The sequence below is a fragment of the Micromonospora sp. AMSO12t genome (assembly GCF_008806585.1).
Classification (GTDB): domain Bacteria; phylum Actinomycetota; class Actinomycetes; order Mycobacteriales; family Micromonosporaceae; genus Micromonospora; species Micromonospora reichwaldensis.
This window is the reverse complement of sequence record NZ_WAAS01000166.1, coordinates 1-14648: the sequence shown is the minus strand read 5'-3', so window position 1 is coordinate 14648 and position 14648 is coordinate 1. Positions and strand designations below refer to the sequence as shown.

Sequence of the window (14648 nt, the reverse complement as noted above, 5' to 3'; positions counted from 1 at the left end):
TGCTGGCGTTGGTCGGCAAGTTGGGCTTCGACCAGTGGGTGGCGGCCTGACGGTCGCCACCCACTGCTCGTCGGTCCCCCGGTGGTCGGCGGGTCAGGCGTGTCGGACGACGTCGGTGTAGTCGAGGCGGGGCAGGCGGGGGAACCAGGCGTTCTCGCCGGGGCGGCCGATGTTGACCACGAGCAGGGTCTTCCAGGTGTTGTCGGCGAAGAACTCGCGGTCGATGGCGGCGGCGTCGAAGCCGGCCATGGGGCCGGCGGCGAGGCCGGCGGCGCGGACGGCGAGCAGGAAGTAGCCGATCTGGAGGGTGGCGTTGAAGCGGGCCATGCGCTCGCGGGCCTCGGGCTTGTCGGCGAGGTCGTCGCGCATCTGGGGCCGGATGGGGAAGACCTGCGGGATGAACTCGTGGAAGTCGGTGTCGGCGGCGAGTACGGCGACCATGGGGGCGCTGGCGGTCTTGGCCTTGTTGCCTTCGCTCATGTGGGCGACCAGGCGGGTGCGGGCGTCGCCGGGGCGCACGTAGAGGATGCGCAGGGGCTGGGTGTTGGCGGCGGTGGGTGGGAACTTGGCGAGTTCGAAGATCGCCTGGAGTTGTTCGTCGGTGACCGGCTCGTCGGTGAAGGTGTTGGCGGTGCGGGCGTCGGTGAACAGCAGCGCCTGGGCCTCGGGGTCCAGGTTGATCAGGGGCGAGTGGACGTCGGTCATCGGGGTGTCTCCATCGAATCGGCGGACTTGCTTCGGTAACGGTAGCAGCTAGCTTTTTACTAGTCCCTTGTTCGGGGGATGTCCGCCGTATCCTGAGGTCATGACGGTCAGGCCACAGGTGGGCGACACGCCCCGCACGTGTGACGGGGGCGTCGCCCGGGCCTTCGCGTTTCTCGGCAAGCGGTGGAACGGCATGCTCCTGAGCACCCTCGCCGACGGGCCGGCCGGGTTCGCCGAGCTGACCCGCGCCCTGCCCGGGATCAGCGAGTCGGTGCTCTCCGACCGGCTGGGCGAGCTCGTGCGGATCGGGCTGGTCAGCCGCAGCGTCCGGCAGGGCCCCCCGGTGGGGGTGAGCTACGAGCTCACCGGGCCGGGCGCGGCACTGCTGCCGGTGCTCGACGCGTTGGGCCGGTGGGCGCACGAGAACCTTCCCGCCGAGCCGGAGGCGGCCACCCCGTCGGGCTGCTGAGCACGCCGGCGTCGGGCGGAGCGCCCCGCGCCGGATGTGTGATCATCGGCGGATGCCGGTACGCGCCGAACACGACCGGACCGTCCTGGCCGCGCTGCTCGGGCGGGACCCGGTGCTGCACGCGTACCAGCTCGGTGACCTGGACGACTTCTTCTGGCCGTACACCTCCTGGTTCCGCCGCGACGAGGAGGTGGCGTTGCTCTACCACGGTGCGGACCCGCCCACGTTGCTGGCGTTCGCGGCCCCGCCACGGGTGCACCGGCTGGCGGCGCTGCTGCGCCAGATGGCGCCGGTGCTGCCGGCCCGCCTGTGGGCGCACCTGTCCCCCGGCCTGGAGCCGGCCCTGGCCGGGATGTTCCGGATGGACGCGGCCGGCCCGCACCACCGGATGGCCCTGACCGACGCGGCGCGGCTGGACACGGTGACCCCGGCGGGATCGGTGCTGGACGCCGGCGACCTGCCGGCGCTGCGCCGGCTGTACGACGTGGCCTACCCGGGCAACTGGTTCGACCCGCGGATGCTCGACACCGGCCAGTACGTGGGCGTGCGCGACGGCGGTGAGCTGGTGGCGGTCGCCGGGGTGCACGTGTTCTCCCCCGCGTACCGGGTGGCGGCGCTGGGCAACGTGACCACCCATCCCCGGCTGCGCGGGCGGGGGCTGGCCGGGGCGGTGGTGGCCGCGCTGTGCCGGCGGCTGCGCGAGCACGTCACGCACGTCACGCTCAACGTGAAGGCGGACAACGCGGCGGCGTTGCGGCTCTACGGGCGGCTGGGCTTCACCCGGGTGGCCGACTACGGCGAGTACGCGCTGCGCGCCCACGACAGGTGAGTCACGCCCCCGACGACCAGGGCGTCGGGGGCGTGCAGGGTGCGGGCGGGTCAGCCGCGGCGGCTGGGTGAGGCGAAGCGGCCGGCGCGGATCTCCCGCAGCGCCTTGCGGCGGGTGTCGCCGCGCAGGGTGTCGACGTAGAGGCGGCCGGCGAGGTGGTCGGTCTCGTGTTGCAGGGCCCGGGCGAGGAAACCGCTGCCGGAGATGGTCAACGGCTCGCCGTACTGGTCGAAGCCGTGGGCGGTGGCGTGCAGGGCGCGCGTGGTCGGGAAGTAGAGCCCCGGGATGGACAGGCAGCCCTCGTCGTCGTCCTGCAACTCCTCCGACACCTCCAGCGTCGGGTTGACCAGGTGCCCGCGGTGGCCGTCGGCGTCGTAGACGAACACCTGGGCGTTGACGCCGATCTGGGGGGCGGCGACGCCGGCGCGGCCGGGGGCGCCGAGCAGGGTGTCCATCAGGTCGGTGACCAGGGCGCGCAGTTCGGCGTCGAAGCTGGTGACGGGCTCGCTGGGGGTGCGCAGCACGGGGTCACCGATGATCCTGATGGGGCGCATCGTCATGTCGGCCAGGTTATCGCTCGCCGGTCGTGGCGGCGGCGTCCGGGCGGGTGGCGACGAGGACCTCGATGCCGTCGAGGATGCGGGCCAGGCCGAACTCGAAGGCGCCGTGGGGGTTGGCGGCGGCCTGGTACTCCTGGCCGGCGGCGGTGCCGACGCGGGCGGCGAGGGGGTAGCGGCGCGGGTCGAGGGCCTTCTCCAGGTAGGGGGCGTGGGCCTGCCACCACTGCTGCTCGGTCATGCCGGTGCGCGCGGCGGCCTGGGCGGCCTCCACGGCGCTGCGCACGGCGCCGTGGACGTAGCCGGAGACGAGGGTGACGACGGCGTCCATCTCCAGGTCGGTCAGGCCGATGCCGTCGACGGCGTGCAGTTCGTACTCGTAGCGGGCGATGACGTTGGGGCCCAGCGGGGGGCGGGTGGTGGCGACCTGCAGCAGCCAGGGGTGGCGCAGGTAGAGCGCCCAGGTCTCGCGGGCGACGTGGGTGAGCCGCTCCCGCCAGCCGCCGGGCACGTCGTCGGGGCGGGCGGTCTCGCCGTAGACGGTGTCGAGCATGACGTCGAGCAGTTCGCCCTTGCCGGGGACGTAGGTGTAGAGGGACATGGTGCCGACGCCGAGGCGTTCGGCGACGCGGCGCATGGACAGGGCGGCGAGGCCCTCGGCGTCGGCCACCTCGATGGCGGCGCGCACGATGCGGTCCACCGACAGGTCGGGCCGGCCCTTGCGGCTGGTGCGTTCGCGGGTACGCCAGAGCAGGGCGAGGCTGCGCGCGGGGTCGCCGGTGCCGCTGTACTCGGTCGTCATCCCGGCACTGTATCGTCCGCCGTACCGTATGCCGTACGGTACGGCGTACGAGTCGAGTGGGTGGAGGGGCTCCGATGCACCACGACGGACCGGCTGTCGAGGCGGAGGGACTGCGCAAGCGCTACGGCGGCACGCAGGCCCTCGCCGGCCTCGACCTGACGGTGCCCGCCGGCACCGTGTGCGGCCTGCTCGGCCCGAACGGGGCGGGCAAGACCACGGCGGTACGGGTGCTGAGCACCCTGCTGCGGCCCGACGCCGGCGCGGCGCGGGTGGCCGGCGCCGACGTGCTGCGCCACCCCGAGCGGGTCCGGGCCCGCATCGGCCTGGTCGGCCAGCACGCCGCGCTCGACGAGGTGCTCAGCGGCCGGCAGAACCTGGTCCTGTTCGGCCGGCTGCACCACCTCGGCGGCGCGCGGGCCCGCGCCCGGGCCACCGACCTGCTCGCCCGCTTCGACCTGACCGACGCCGCCGACCGGCCGGTCGGCACATACTCCGGTGGGATGCGCCGCCGCCTCGACCTCGCGGCGAGCCTGATCCTCGACCCGCCGGTGCTCTTCCTCGACGAGCCCACCACCGGCCTCGACCCGCGCGCCCGGGCCCAGGTGTGGGACGCGGTGCGCCGGCTCGTCGCCGGCGGCACCACCGTGCTGCTGACCACCCAGTACCTGGAGGAGGCCGACCAGCTCGCCCACACCGTCCGGGTCGTCGACGCCGGGCGGGTCGTCGCCGACGGCACCCCCGAGCAGCTGAAGACCGCGCTCGGCGGCGACCGCGTCGACGTCGTGCTGACCCGCGCCGACGACCTGGACCGGGCGGTACGCGTCGTCGGCGCCGCCGTCGCCGCGACCCCGCTCGTCGACGCGGCGGGCCTGCGCCTCAGCGTCGCCGTCACCGGGCGGGTGGCCGCGCTGGCCGCCGTGTTGCGGGCCCTCGACGACGCCGGCCTCACCGCCGCCGACGTCGCGGTGCGCCGCCCCACCCTCGACGAGGTGTTCCTGCGGCTCACCGACGGCCACTCCCCCACCACCCGCCCCGGCGAGGACAGGGCGGGCGCATGAGCACGACGGGCGTGCACCCCGTGCCGCAGCGCCTGCGCTGGGCCGTCGCCGACACCGTCACCCTCACCGGTCGGGCGCTGGCGCACTGGCGGCGCCAACCCGGGCAGTTCGTCGTCGGGCTGCTCTTCCCGGTGCTGATGGTGCTGATGTTCGGCTACCTGTTCGGCGGCGCGATGAGCGTGCCCGGCGGCGGCGACTACCGCGAGTTCCTGCTGCCCGGCATGTACGCCATGACGGTGCTCTTCGGCGTCGAGTCGACGTACGCGGCCGTGGCCACCGACACCGCGCGCGGCGTCACCGACCGGTTGCGGTCCCTGCCGATGACGCCCTCGGCGGTGCTCACCGGCCGGGCCGCCGCGGACCTGCTGCACTGCGCCGCCGCTCTGGTCGTCATGCTCGCCTGCGGGGTCGCCGTCGGCTGGCAGTGGCGGGCCGGGGCACCGGCGGCGCTGGCCGCCGTCGGGCTGCTCCTGCTGCTGCGTTTCGCCCTGATCTGGGTCGGCATCCATCTGGCGCTGGTGCTGCGCGCACCCGGGTCGGTGGTGGTGCTGCAGATCCTGGTCTGGCCGGTCGGGTTCACCTCCAACGCGTTCGTCTCCCCCGACACCATGCCCGGCTGGCTCGCCGCCGTCGCCGGGTACAACCCGCTGTCGGCGACCGTCGCGGCCTGCCGGGAACTGTTCGGCAACCCCGGCTGGGGCGGCGAGTCGTTCGCCGCGCAGCACGCCGTCGGGCTCGCCGTGGCCTGGCCGCTGCTGCTGACCGCCGTGTTCGGGCCCCTGGCGGTACGCCGGTACCGCGGGCTCGGCCGGTGACGGAGGCCCGAGCCGGTGGCGTCACAGCTGCTGGCCGGTCCTGGGGTCGTAGCTCACCTCCACCGCCACCACCTGGTCGGTGGGCAGCACCTCGATCCACTGGTCGAAGACCTCGTACGGGGCCGCCGGGCGGAAGCCGCCGTCGAGCGGGTCGAACCCGGTCTCGAAGACCTTCTCGGCGACGAGGGTGTTGGCGATCTGCGTGTTGTCCTTCTGCAACTTGAGCGCGAGGATGTTCAGGACCTGCCCGACCGTCTTGTTCCGGTACTCCTCGGGATCGCCCTCCTGGAACGGGTAGGGAAGCCCCAGCGCCGCCTGACCCTCCACGTTGGCCTGCTTGAGCCACTCCAGCGCCGCCTGTTCGCGCCCGGGTCGTACGGGCAGGACCGCCTTGGCCCACGCGGCGTTGAGGAACTCGTTGCGGCGCGCGTCGCCGTCGGCCTGGATCAACCAGCCCAGCGAGCTCCCCGAGGGGGCCGGCTGGGTCTGCTCGGTGATGAGGTAGTTCACCCGCCACTCGTCGGAGACCGTGCCGTCCGGATTCATCGCGTTCGTCTTGTCGGTGTGGGAGTACCAGGTGACCACGGTCCGGTCCGCGAGGACGCTCGGGTCCCGCACCGGGTACTTGCCGAGGCTGGTGTGGGTGGGCGGGGCAGGCGCCGGCGCAGTGGTGGGCGGCGGGGTGACATCGCGGGGCCGCCAGTAGTCCGGTGCCACGAAGTACAGCATCTCGTCGACGTCGAAGATCTGCCGGAGCAGCTCCGAGCCCAGATACAGGTCCGCGAACAGGTCGAACGGCTTCAGCTTCTGGATCAGGCTCCCGTAGATCGCCTGGCGTTCCTCGGTGCGCAGGTCCTGCGACGGCCGTGGGCGCATGGCGCTGAGCAGACCGAGCCGGTCCCGCACGGCCGAGGCGTACGCCGTGCGTTGCAGCTCCGTCACCTGCGCCTGGTAGGCCTTCAACTCCTCGTTGTACCGGTCGTGGGCGTCGTTGGTCTGCGGTGGGTCCCACGTGACGTCGAAGGTCAGGCTGATCGGGCTGAGGTCGCCCGAGTGGAAGAACTTCGCGAAGACCGCGAAGCCGGTCTGCTCCTGGTTGGTGCGGATCAGGTCGGGCACGAACGCGCGACCCGGTGCGACAGAGACGAGTCGCGCGTCCTTCAGCTTGTAGCCCCGCTCGGGCGGCGACGGAGTGAAGTCGATGCGGGCCACCGCGTGGATGGCGTTGTCGTGGTCGGTGATTCCCTCGGCGTCCGGGGCGGTGTGGTGCACGAACTCCATGTTCGCTTCCGGCGGGTCCTGCGTGGCCCGCACCTTCCGGATGGGGAACGTCCCGGTGAACGCGGTCGTCCTGGCCACGAGCGGCGGTGGCGGCTCCGGCTTCCGCAGGGCGGTGAGGTCCGGCGCCGCGACGATGTGCACCAGATCCCCCAGGCCCAGGTTGCGGCCCGGCCCGGGGAGGTACACCTGCCAGCACAGCCGCCCGCCGATGTGTTGCACCTGCACACCGACCTTGCGCATCTTGCGCCGCAGCTCGTAGTTCACCAGCTTGCCCGTGGTGTTCTGCACGAGGTAGCGGCGGCTCGACAGGTCGGTGCTCTCGGTCACCGTCTTGAACGTCGTCTTGTAGTTCCTCTTGATCTCGCTGGTGACCTTCGCGCTCTGCGTACGGGAGTGCTTGTGGGTCTCCTCCGAGGACCGCTTCACGGTGGCGTTCAGGCTGAAGCTGGCGCTGGCGTCCGCGTGGTAGACACCGACGTTGGCGCCACCGGAGGCGCTGATGCCGAGCTTGGTGTCGTTGGCGTTGTCCTCCTTGACCGCGTTGGCGATGTCCTCCTGCTCCGTCAGGCTCTCCTCGACCTTGCGGGTGGTCTCCTCGAACTGCTCGGCGGTCTTCTCGACCAGGGTGCGCCGCGTGCTGGTCTCGACGAGTTCCACGGTGCCGCCGGGGCTGAGCCACAGGTGCCCGGCGGGCGGACCGAGAAACGTGTCGAACTCGAAGAAGTACTGCCGGAAGAGATTCACCAGCCCGACCGGCGAGAGCACCCCACGGATCGGGGCGTCGAAGTGCTCCGCCAGGGCGGTGAGCGCCGCGTCGTCGAGGGTGCTCGCGGCCTCGGCCCTGGCGAACGATGCGTGGTCGAGGTCCACCAGGGCGCGGTCGGTGGCGCCGTGGGCGACGCGCAGCGCGCTCTGCATGCCGAACCAGCCCGCCAGCGGCTGGTAGATGCCGAACAGTTCGCTGGCGTACGGCAGGGTGCCGGCGAACGCGGTCAGGGGCCGGCCGGTGTGCACCGGCGGGCCGTTGACGGGCGCGGTCAGCACCTGCGCCGGAGCCGGTGTGCCGCCGGGGACGTTGGCGAAGGGCAGCGGAGTCGGCGACTGGCCGGTCACCAGCTTGACCAGCAGCGTCTCGGCGGTGCCGTCGGCGGCCGGCGCGACGAACGAGACGGTCTGCGTGCCCGCCGAGCTGGTGACCCGGCCGGCGTACTGACGCGACGAGCCGGCCTCGCGGACCAGGAACATGTTGGCCAGCGCGGGGGTGTTCGGGAACTCGCTGGGGTCCCGGACGTCCATGTCGTGTGGCAGACCGAGGGCGATCCGCTGGTTGGCCGGGATCTCCCCGGGCGGGTTGGGCTCGATCGTGTAGGACCAGATCCGGTAGCCGGGGTCGGCCCCGGCGAGGGGAGCCTTGCCGCTGAACGTGACGGTGATCGCCATGATGCCCCTTCGGCCGATGCGCGGGGGGTGACGCCAGGATCGTACGATCGGTGACAGGCTCGCATCCTGCCGTAATCGGATGTCCGTCTGTCCTGGTCCCGCCGCAGGCGGCCTAGGGACGCGTCGCGGCCGCCCGGCCGAGTGTGGTCATCGACAGGGCGTGCGAGAACCCGATCCGGGGGATGGTGTGGTGCGGGTCGAGGAACACCGGCAGCTGCGGTCCCGAACTGCCGTCCACGTACGGGTTCGACACCCGCAGGTCCGTCCAGCGCGCGTTCTGCAGCAGCCGCGCCCAGAACGCGCCCCGTGCCGGTGGCGTCGGACGGTCGAGGTCGAGGCCGCCGCCGCGCAGGTCCGTCCACACCGGATGGGGGTCCGTCAGCGGGTCGGGCGGGCCGGTGTCCCCCGAGTGGTAACTGCGTACGACCCGGCCCGGGTCGTGGTTGAACCACACCCGCAGCAGGTCGAGGTAGGCGCGCCAACCGCCGGTGCCGCTGTGGTGGCCGTCAAGGTCCCACACCTCGCGAAACGCGCGGGCCCACTCCCGCCGGCCGTCGGTGCCGCCACCCATCGGCACGCCCCAGAGCGTGGAGTTGAGCCCCACCGGGAAGGTGAGGTCGGACATGAGGGCCTTGACCGCACCGATGCCCTGGCTGAAGCCAGCGACCGCCACCTGCCCGACGCCGGGCACCGCGCCGAAGTCACCGGAGTAGAGCGGCGGGAAGATCGTCCGCAGGTTCGGCCCGGCCAACTCGTGCGCGGTGGCGTCGGGCTTGCGCAGCCCGAGGCTGCTGGTGCGGCACTGCCGGTGCAGGAACACCGCGACCTCACGCAACATCCGCAGCAGCCCCTCGCCGGTCGCGAACGGGCCCCACTGCCCCTGCGGGAACAGCGGCATCACCAGCACCGAGCGGTTGCCCCAGCCCAGCGACTGGAAGGCGAAGAAGGCCTCGTCGAGAAGGTACTTCCGGGCCAGGTTCAGGTACTCCTGCAGTGGCGCCGCGGCGTTGACCAGCCCGTACGGGTACCGGGCGGTGTAGTCGCCGGTGCTGGGGCTGCAGTAGACGACGAAGTCCAGACTCGTCACGGGCTTCGGGTCCGGCAGGTTCGGCGACACCACTGCGACGACGAACTTCGGATCGGACTGCGTCGCGGCATACTCCAGGAAGTGGAACCGGCTCAACGCCGCGATGTTGACCGTGACCTCACGCTTCTCGCCGAACCGGTCCCAACCCGCGTCGCTCTCGGCGGCGGCTGCGGGCCTCAACAGCTCCCGGTTGGCCTGACGGAACGTCAGCGTGTTGTTGTAGTGCCCCGCGTAGGTGTGGATCCTCGGGTTGTTGGGCCAGCCCACGACCCGTGCGGCCCTCGGGTCGCGCCCCCTGCTGGCCATGATCCGCGTGACGTCGGCGTCAGAGAGCGTGACGACGGGCGACGGATCCATCCGCCCGAGCGTCACGGTCATCGTCACGTCGTCGCCGGATACCGCGCGGCGGGCGAGGGAGTTGTCCCATGTGGCGGAGCGCAGGTCTCCGGTGAAGGTCACCCGCTCGGCGACGTACGCCGGATGGCTGACCCGGATCTGCGGCACCGTCGGCTGGTGGGACACGACGGTGCTCCAGCGCCCGGCTGCGTCCGTGGTCCCCTGCCCTGCGTCGAGCACGACGAGCGCGCCGGGCACCGCGCCGAGGTTGGCGTCGACCACGCGGACGGTGAGGGTGATGGCCACCGGCACAGTCTGCAACCGTCGGCCGGTGCACGTCAGGACAGATTGCCGACATCGGGTGCGGAGCCGGCACGCGGGGCCTGCGGGTGGGTCTGCCGCCGTCGCTGTGGCGCGGCCGGCGGCAGGCCCGCGTCGGCGATGCGTTGGCGCAGCGGCCGTCGGCGCACCGCGGCGAGGACCTCGTGCAGCACGCCGGCCAGCGGCACCGTCAGTTCCGCGTCCAGTTCGCGTATCGCGGCGGTCGTCGCCGCCCACTCCGCCTCGATCAGTGGCAGCAGCTCGCGGGCCCGGTCGCTGAGATGCACGATGCGCTGCCGGGCGTCCGCCCCCGCGGTCAGCTCGACCAGGCCGGCGCGGGCCATCTGCGCGACGGTCTGGCTGGCCGCCGAGTGGGTGACCCCGACCCGGCGGGCCAGGTCGCGGATGGGCAGTGGGCCGTCGGCGACCAGCACCCGCAGCGGTGGCGAGAACCGGGGCCGGTAGTCGGGCAGGCCCCGTTCGGCGTAGACCGTGGCGACGTCGCCGTCGAGCACGTCGAGCACGTGCCGAAGCAGCGTGCCCAGGGCCTCACGTTCAGGTACGGCTGTCACTCCGCTAATGTAACAGCGCTGTTGTATCGATGATCACGAAGGGGACGACGATGGCGCAGCGGTACCCCCCGATCGAGCCGTACGCACACGGGATGCTCGACGTCGGCGACGGGCAGCTCGTGCACTGGGAGACCTGCGGTAACCCGGACGGCAAACCCGCCGTGGTGCTGCACGGCGGGCCCGGCTCCGGCTGCACGCCCGGCTGGCGGACCCTGTTCGACCCGGCCCGCTACCGGGTGGTCCTGTTCGACCAGCGGGGCTGCGGCCGCAGCACCCCGCACGCCGCCGACCCGGACGTGGCCCTGTCCACCAACACCACCGACCACCTGATCGCCGACATCGAACTGCTGCGTGAACACCTCGGCGTGGACCGCTGGCTGGTGCTCGGCGCCTCCTGGGGCGCCTCCCTCGCCCTGGCGTACGCGCAGCGGCACCCGCGGCAGGTCAGCGAGCTGGTGCTGTTCAGCGTGACCGCCGGCACCCGACGGGAGATCGAGTGGCTCACCCGGGAGATGGGGCGGATCTTCCCGGCCGAGTGGGCGCGTTTCCGCGACGGCGTGCCGCCGGCCGAGCGCGACGGCGACCTGGCCGACGCGTACGCCCGACTGCTGGCCGACCCGGACCCGGCGGTGCGCGAACGGGCGGCGCGGCAGTGGTGCGACTGGGAGGACACCCACGTCGCCACCGCCCCCGGTCACCGGCCCGACCCCCGCTACGACAACCCGGTGTTCCGGATGCTGCAGGCCCGGCTGGTCACCCACTACTGGCGTAACGGATGCTTCCTGCCGGAGGGGCAACTGCTGCGCGAGGCGGGGCGGCTGGCCGGCATCCCCGGCGTGCTGCTGCACGGCAGGCTCGACATCAGCAGCCCGCCGGAGGTGGCGTGGCAGCTGGCCCAGGCCTGGCCCGACGCCCGGCTGGAACTGCTGGAGACCGCCGGGCACGGATCCGCCAACGGCATGGCGGAGCGGGTCGTGGCGGCGCTGGACGACTTCGCCGAGCGCCGCTAGCCACCCGGGGGTACGGCGCCGGCTACGGCACCATCCAGGACAGCAGAGGCGTCGCCTGCAGCCCGATGAGCACACACATCAGGGCGAGCAGCAGCACGCTCGGGCCGAACATCCGCCGGAACAGGTCGCCCTCGCGGCCGGTGAGTCCGACCGCCGCGGCGGCGATCGTGAGGTTCTGCAGGCTGATCATCTTGCCGAGGGTGCCGCCGGAGGCGTTGGCCGCGGCCAACAGGACCGGATCGAGGCCGGCCCGCTGCGCCGCGGCCACCTGGAGCGCGCCGAACAGCGAGTTGGACGACGTGTCCGAGCCGGTCAGGGCGACGCCGAGCCAGCCGAGCACCGGCGCCAGCACGGCGAAGAGTCCGCCCGCGCCGGCCATCCAGACGCCCAGCGTGGCGACCTGCCCGGAGGCGTTCATGGTGAACGACAGCGCCAGCAGCCCGACCACCGTCAGCACGGCCCACCGCAGCTCGAACAGGGTGCGCCCGTAGAGCCCGACGGCCTCGCGCGGCGGCACCCGCAGCAGCGCCACCGTGATCAGGCCGGCCACCAGCAGCAGCGACCCGGGGGCCGCGAGCCAGGCGAACCGGAACGTCGTCAGCGGTGACGGGTCACCGGAGGCGGTGACGACGTGCAGTCCGGGCCAGGAGAACGCGAGCGTGCCGGCGTCGAGCAGCCGCTTGACGGCCGGCACCTGGGAGACGGCGAAGACCGCCACGATCGTCGCGTACGGCGCGTACGCCCGCCAGCGCGATCCCGCCGGATCCGGCGCGTCGGGCTCCGACGGCCCTGCGGCGTCAGGCTCCGACAACCCGCCGGCGGCGCGCTCCGGCGGCCCGCCGCCGACCGGCACGGCAACCGTCCGCCGCGCCGCGCCACGGCGGACGACGAGCAGCAGGACGCCCGCCCCCGCGAACGCGGCGGTGATGTCGGCGAGGGCGGCCGTCAGCCAGTTCGCCGTGACGAACTGGGCCACCGCGAACGCGCCGCCGCACGCCAGCGCCGGACGCCACAGCTCGCGTACGCCCCGGCGGCCGTCGGCGACGACGAGCAGGACCAGCGGGACGACGACCGCGACCACCGGGACCTGCCGGCCGGCCATCATGCCCAGTTCCGTGGCGGGCAGCCCGGTCACGCCGGCGAGGGTGGTGATCGGCAGGCCGAGGGGTCCGAAGGCGGCCGGCACCGTGTTGCCGACCAGCGCCACGGCGGCCGCCCGCAGCGGGGTGAAGCCGAGGGCCAGCAGCATGACCGTGGTCACGGCGACCGGCGTGCCCTGCCCGGCCAGGGCCTCGAGCAGCGACCCGAAGCAGAACGCGATCACCAGGGCCTGCACGCGGCGGTCGTCGCTGATCCGGGCGAAGCCCTGCCGCAGCGTGTCGAAGTGCCCCGTGTGCACGGTCAGTCGGTGGATCCAGATCGCCGTGCCGAACGTCCAGACGAGCGGGAAGAGGGCGAAGGTGGCGCCCTGACCGGCGGCCAGCAGCGTCTGCGGCAGCGGCATCCCCCACAGCCACCAGGCCAGCACGACCGCCACGCCTAGCGCGCCGAACGCCGCCACCCAGGCCCGCGTACGCACGACTCCGAGCAGCACGAACAGGGTGAGCAGGGGCAGCGCGGCGCAGGCGGCGCTCAGCGCGAGCGACCCACCGACGGGTTGCAGGGGTTGCTGGTACATCGGGACCGCCTCGGCTGCGCACGCCCCGGGCCCGGGTGGCGTGGAGTACGGCCCATCTCACCGGACGCGGCCGGCGCGCGCCCCTTCCAACGTGCGCAGCCCGGCGGATGCGCCGACCGGCCGGGGGGAGGCGCGCCGGTCAGCCGCCGGCGAGCGCGGCGCGCACCGGGGCGGCCTTCGCGGCGGCCTCGGCGACCTCGGCGTCGGGATCGCTGCCCCACGTGATGCCCCCACCCGCCCACACGTGCACGCGTTCGACGTCCACGGCGGCGGTGCGGATGGTCAGGCCCAGGTCGATGCGGCCCGGGGCGACCCAGCCGAGCGCGCCCATGCTGGCGCCCCGGCCGACCGGCTCCAGCGCGGCGATGCGGTCGAGGGCGGCGAGCTTCGGAGCGCCGGTGACCGAGCCGCCGGGGCAGACCGCGCGCAGCAGGTCCGCCAGGCCGAGCCCGTCGGCGACCGCCGCGGAGACCGTCGACTCCGCCTGCCACAGGTCGCACCACCGGCGTACGGCGAACAGCTCGTCGACGCGCACGCTGCCGGTGCGGGCGACGCGGGCCAGGTCGTTGCGTTCCAGGTCGACGATCATCACGTGCTCGGCGCGTTCCTTGGCCGAGGCGAGCAGCTCGGCGCGGCCGGCGGCGGTGGCCGGCCGGGTGCCCTTGATCGGCCTGGTGATCAACCGCCCGTCGGTCAGCTCCACCAGGGTCTCGGGGCTGGCGCAGCCGATCGCCCAGCCCGCCCCGGCGAGGGTGCCGCCGTAGCGGGCGCCGGGCAGCGCGGCCAGCCGGCTCAGGGCCGGCAGGGGGTCGCCGGTGTAGCGGGCGGCGGCGTGGCCGACGACGTTGACCTGGTAGACGTCGCCGCGGCCGATCGCCGCGCGGACCGCGGTCACGGCGTCGGCGTGTTGGCGGGGCGTCCAGCTCTCCGCGAAGGTGCCGCGCCACCAGGGGGTGGCGGGGGTGGCGGCGCCTGCGCCGGGCGGCGTGCCCGGGCCGTGGCCGTAGACGACCACGGCGACCTCGGGCAGCCCGGTCACGGGGTTGGCGGCGCCGGCCGGCGCGCCGACCAGGGCGGCGCCGGCGGCCGCGGAGACGTAGAGAGCGGCCCCGCACACCCCGGCCGCGTCGTGGTGGCCGGCGGGGCGGGCCAGGTCGTGCAGCGGTAGGCCGTGCGCGGCGAGGAACTGCTCGGCCCGCGCCGCCGGGTCGCCGCCGTCGGCGGGCCGCCACTGCCAGCGGGCCCGCTCGACGAGGGTACGGCGGCAGCCGGCCGGCGCTCCCGGCGCACCGACCGTCAGCCCTGGGAGCGTGTCCACGCCGTCCGGCCCATCTTGCCTCATCCGTTCAGTGGATTTCGGAAAAACGACGCGCATACCTGCTCGATGCCGGCCACTTTCGCTTGGTACTGTGCGTCACTGGTCATGTGAACCATGACACAGTGCCCCCACAGTCCGGAGAACCCGATGTGCCAGCACCAACCCACCTGCCCCTCCGCCGAAGCGACCGACCGGGACGCCGCCCGAGTCCTCGCCTGCTTCCCTGAGCAGGGCTGGAGCCTGCTCTGCAACGGTGTCATCGTCTTCGAGGACACCGGCGAACTCCTCCCCGACGGCAGCAGCATCGCCCCCCACCGCGGCCCCGCCCGACACGCCCTCGTCGCCTGACCCCTGTCACGCTGAGTCACGC

Annotated in this window: 14 protein-coding genes; 6 read left to right on the top strand and 8 right to left on the bottom strand. The window is 73.4% G+C overall.

Going from position 1 to position 14648, the window contains the following annotated elements:
* Positions 1 to 93 precede the first annotated feature (93 nt).
* Positions 94 to 705 carry a malonic semialdehyde reductase gene (locus tag F6X68_RS21940; protein ID WP_151456048.1) on the bottom strand — a complete coding sequence of 204 codons (612 nt, stop codon included), beginning with the start codon at positions 703 to 705 and terminating at the stop codon, positions 94 to 96.
* A 100-nt stretch (positions 706 to 805) separates the two neighbouring features.
* Here F6X68_RS21940 and F6X68_RS21935 point away from each other — a divergent pair, with 100 nt between their 5' ends.
* A complete protein-coding gene (locus tag F6X68_RS21935) occupies positions 806 to 1174 on the top strand; it encodes a helix-turn-helix domain-containing protein (protein WP_151456047.1) in 369 nt (122 codons plus the stop codon).
* Between the two features lie 52 nt (positions 1175 to 1226).
* Entirely contained in the window at positions 1227 to 2003 is a 777-nt protein-coding gene (locus tag F6X68_RS21930) for a GNAT family N-acetyltransferase (protein ID WP_151456046.1), read from the top strand.
* A 50-nt stretch (positions 2004 to 2053) separates the two neighbouring features.
* Here the strand turns inward: F6X68_RS21930 and def are convergent, their stop codons facing one another.
* Together def and F6X68_RS21920 are read right to left on the bottom strand one after the other, a co-directional pair.
* Positions 2054 to 2563: a peptide deformylase gene (def, locus tag F6X68_RS21925; RefSeq protein WP_151456045.1), complete on the bottom strand. Its 510-nt coding sequence runs from the start codon at positions 2561 to 2563 to the stop codon at positions 2054 to 2056.
* A 10-nt stretch (positions 2564 to 2573) separates the two neighbouring features.
* Positions 2574 to 3362, bottom strand: coding sequence for a TetR/AcrR family transcriptional regulator (locus F6X68_RS21920; RefSeq protein ID WP_151456044.1), 789 nt, complete (start codon positions 3360 to 3362; stop codon positions 2574 to 2576).
* Between the two features lie 74 nt (positions 3363 to 3436).
* On the opposite strand from F6X68_RS21920, the gene F6X68_RS21915 reads away from it, so the two are divergent.
* Together F6X68_RS21915 and F6X68_RS21910 are read left to right on the top strand one after the other, a co-directional pair.
* A complete protein-coding gene (locus tag F6X68_RS21915; RefSeq protein ID WP_151456043.1) occupies positions 3437 to 4420 on the top strand; it encodes an ATP-binding cassette domain-containing protein in 984 nt (327 codons plus the stop codon).
* Positions 4417 to 5235, top strand: coding sequence for an ABC transporter permease (locus F6X68_RS21910; RefSeq protein ID WP_151456042.1), 819 nt, complete (start codon positions 4417 to 4419; stop codon positions 5233 to 5235). Before F6X68_RS21915 ends, F6X68_RS21910 begins: the two co-directional genes overlap by 4 nt.
* 21 nt (positions 5236 to 5256) lie before the next feature.
* Here F6X68_RS21910 and F6X68_RS21905 read toward each other — a convergent pair whose 3' ends face one another.
* From F6X68_RS21905 to F6X68_RS21895, 3 genes are all read right to left on the bottom strand, one after another.
* Positions 5257 to 7956 carry a hypothetical protein gene (locus F6X68_RS21905; protein WP_225852351.1) on the bottom strand — a complete coding sequence of 900 codons (2700 nt, stop codon included), beginning with the start codon at positions 7954 to 7956 and terminating at the stop codon, positions 5257 to 5259.
* 112 nt (positions 7957 to 8068) lie between these two features.
* Positions 8069 to 9685: an Ig-like domain-containing protein gene (locus F6X68_RS21900; RefSeq protein ID WP_151456041.1), complete on the bottom strand. Its 1617-nt coding sequence runs from the start codon at positions 9683 to 9685 to the stop codon at positions 8069 to 8071.
* Positions 9686 to 9717: 32 nt separating this feature from the next.
* Entirely contained in the window at positions 9718 to 10272 is a 555-nt protein-coding gene (locus F6X68_RS21895) for a MarR family winged helix-turn-helix transcriptional regulator (protein WP_151456040.1), read from the bottom strand.
* Positions 10273 to 10322: 50 nt separating this feature from the next.
* On the opposite strand from F6X68_RS21895, the gene pip reads away from it, so the two are divergent.
* On the top strand, positions 10323 to 11282 hold the full coding sequence (pip, locus tag F6X68_RS21890; protein ID WP_151456039.1) for a prolyl aminopeptidase: 960 nt from the start codon (positions 10323 to 10325) through the stop codon (positions 11280 to 11282).
* Positions 11283 to 11304: 22 nt separating this feature from the next.
* On the opposite strand, the gene F6X68_RS21885 is transcribed toward pip, so the two are convergent.
* Together F6X68_RS21885 and F6X68_RS21880 are read right to left on the bottom strand one after the other, a co-directional pair.
* A complete protein-coding gene (locus tag F6X68_RS21885; RefSeq protein ID WP_151456038.1) occupies positions 11305 to 12960 on the bottom strand; it encodes an L-lactate permease in 1656 nt (551 codons plus the stop codon).
* Positions 12961 to 13099: 139 nt separating this feature from the next.
* A complete protein-coding gene (locus tag F6X68_RS21880) occupies positions 13100 to 14302 on the bottom strand; it encodes a chorismate-binding protein (protein ID WP_151456037.1) in 1203 nt (400 codons plus the stop codon).
* Between the two features lie 123 nt (positions 14303 to 14425).
* Between F6X68_RS21880 and F6X68_RS21875 the strand changes: the two genes are divergently transcribed.
* Complete coding sequence (locus tag F6X68_RS21875; RefSeq protein ID WP_151456036.1) at positions 14426 to 14626, top strand: DUF5999 family protein; 201 nt, start codon at positions 14426 to 14428, stop codon at positions 14624 to 14626.
* The last annotated feature ends 22 nt before the right edge of the window (positions 14627 to 14648 follow it).

Bases quoted from the DNA above. Each gene is read 5' to 3' on its own strand.
- F6X68_RS21880 (WP_151456037.1), bottom strand. From the start codon at position 14,302: ATGAGGCAAGATGGGCCGGACGGCGTGGACACGCTCCCAGGGCTGACG.
- F6X68_RS21915 (WP_151456043.1), top strand. From the start codon at position 3,437: ATGCACCACGACGGACCGGCTGTCGAGGCGGAGGGACTGCGCAAGCGC.
- F6X68_RS21910 (WP_151456042.1), top strand. From the start codon at position 4,417: ATGAGCACGACGGGCGTGCACCCCGTGCCGCAGCGCCTGCGCTGGGCC.
- F6X68_RS21930 (WP_151456046.1), top strand. From the start codon at position 1,227: ATGCCGGTACGCGCCGAACACGACCGGACCGTCCTGGCCGCGCTGCTC.
- F6X68_RS21935 (WP_151456047.1), top strand. From the start codon at position 806: ATGACGGTCAGGCCACAGGTGGGCGACACGCCCCGCACGTGTGACGGG.
- F6X68_RS21885 (WP_151456038.1), bottom strand. From the start codon at position 12,960: ATGTACCAGCAACCCCTGCAACCCGTCGGTGGGTCGCTCGCGCTGAGC.
- F6X68_RS21920 (WP_151456044.1), bottom strand. From the start codon at position 3,362: ATGACGACCGAGTACAGCGGCACCGGCGACCCCGCGCGCAGCCTCGCC.
- F6X68_RS21905 (WP_225852351.1), bottom strand. From the start codon at position 7,956: ATGGCGATCACCGTCACGTTCAGCGGCAAGGCTCCCCTCGCCGGGGCC.
- pip (WP_151456039.1), top strand. From the start codon at position 10,323: ATGGCGCAGCGGTACCCCCCGATCGAGCCGTACGCACACGGGATGCTC.
- def (WP_151456045.1), bottom strand. From the start codon at position 2,563: ATGACGATGCGCCCCATCAGGATCATCGGTGACCCCGTGCTGCGCACC.
- F6X68_RS21940 (WP_151456048.1), bottom strand. From the start codon at position 705: ATGACCGACGTCCACTCGCCCCTGATCAACCTGGACCCCGAGGCCCAG.
- F6X68_RS21875 (WP_151456036.1), top strand. From the start codon at position 14,426: ATGTGCCAGCACCAACCCACCTGCCCCTCCGCCGAAGCGACCGACCGG.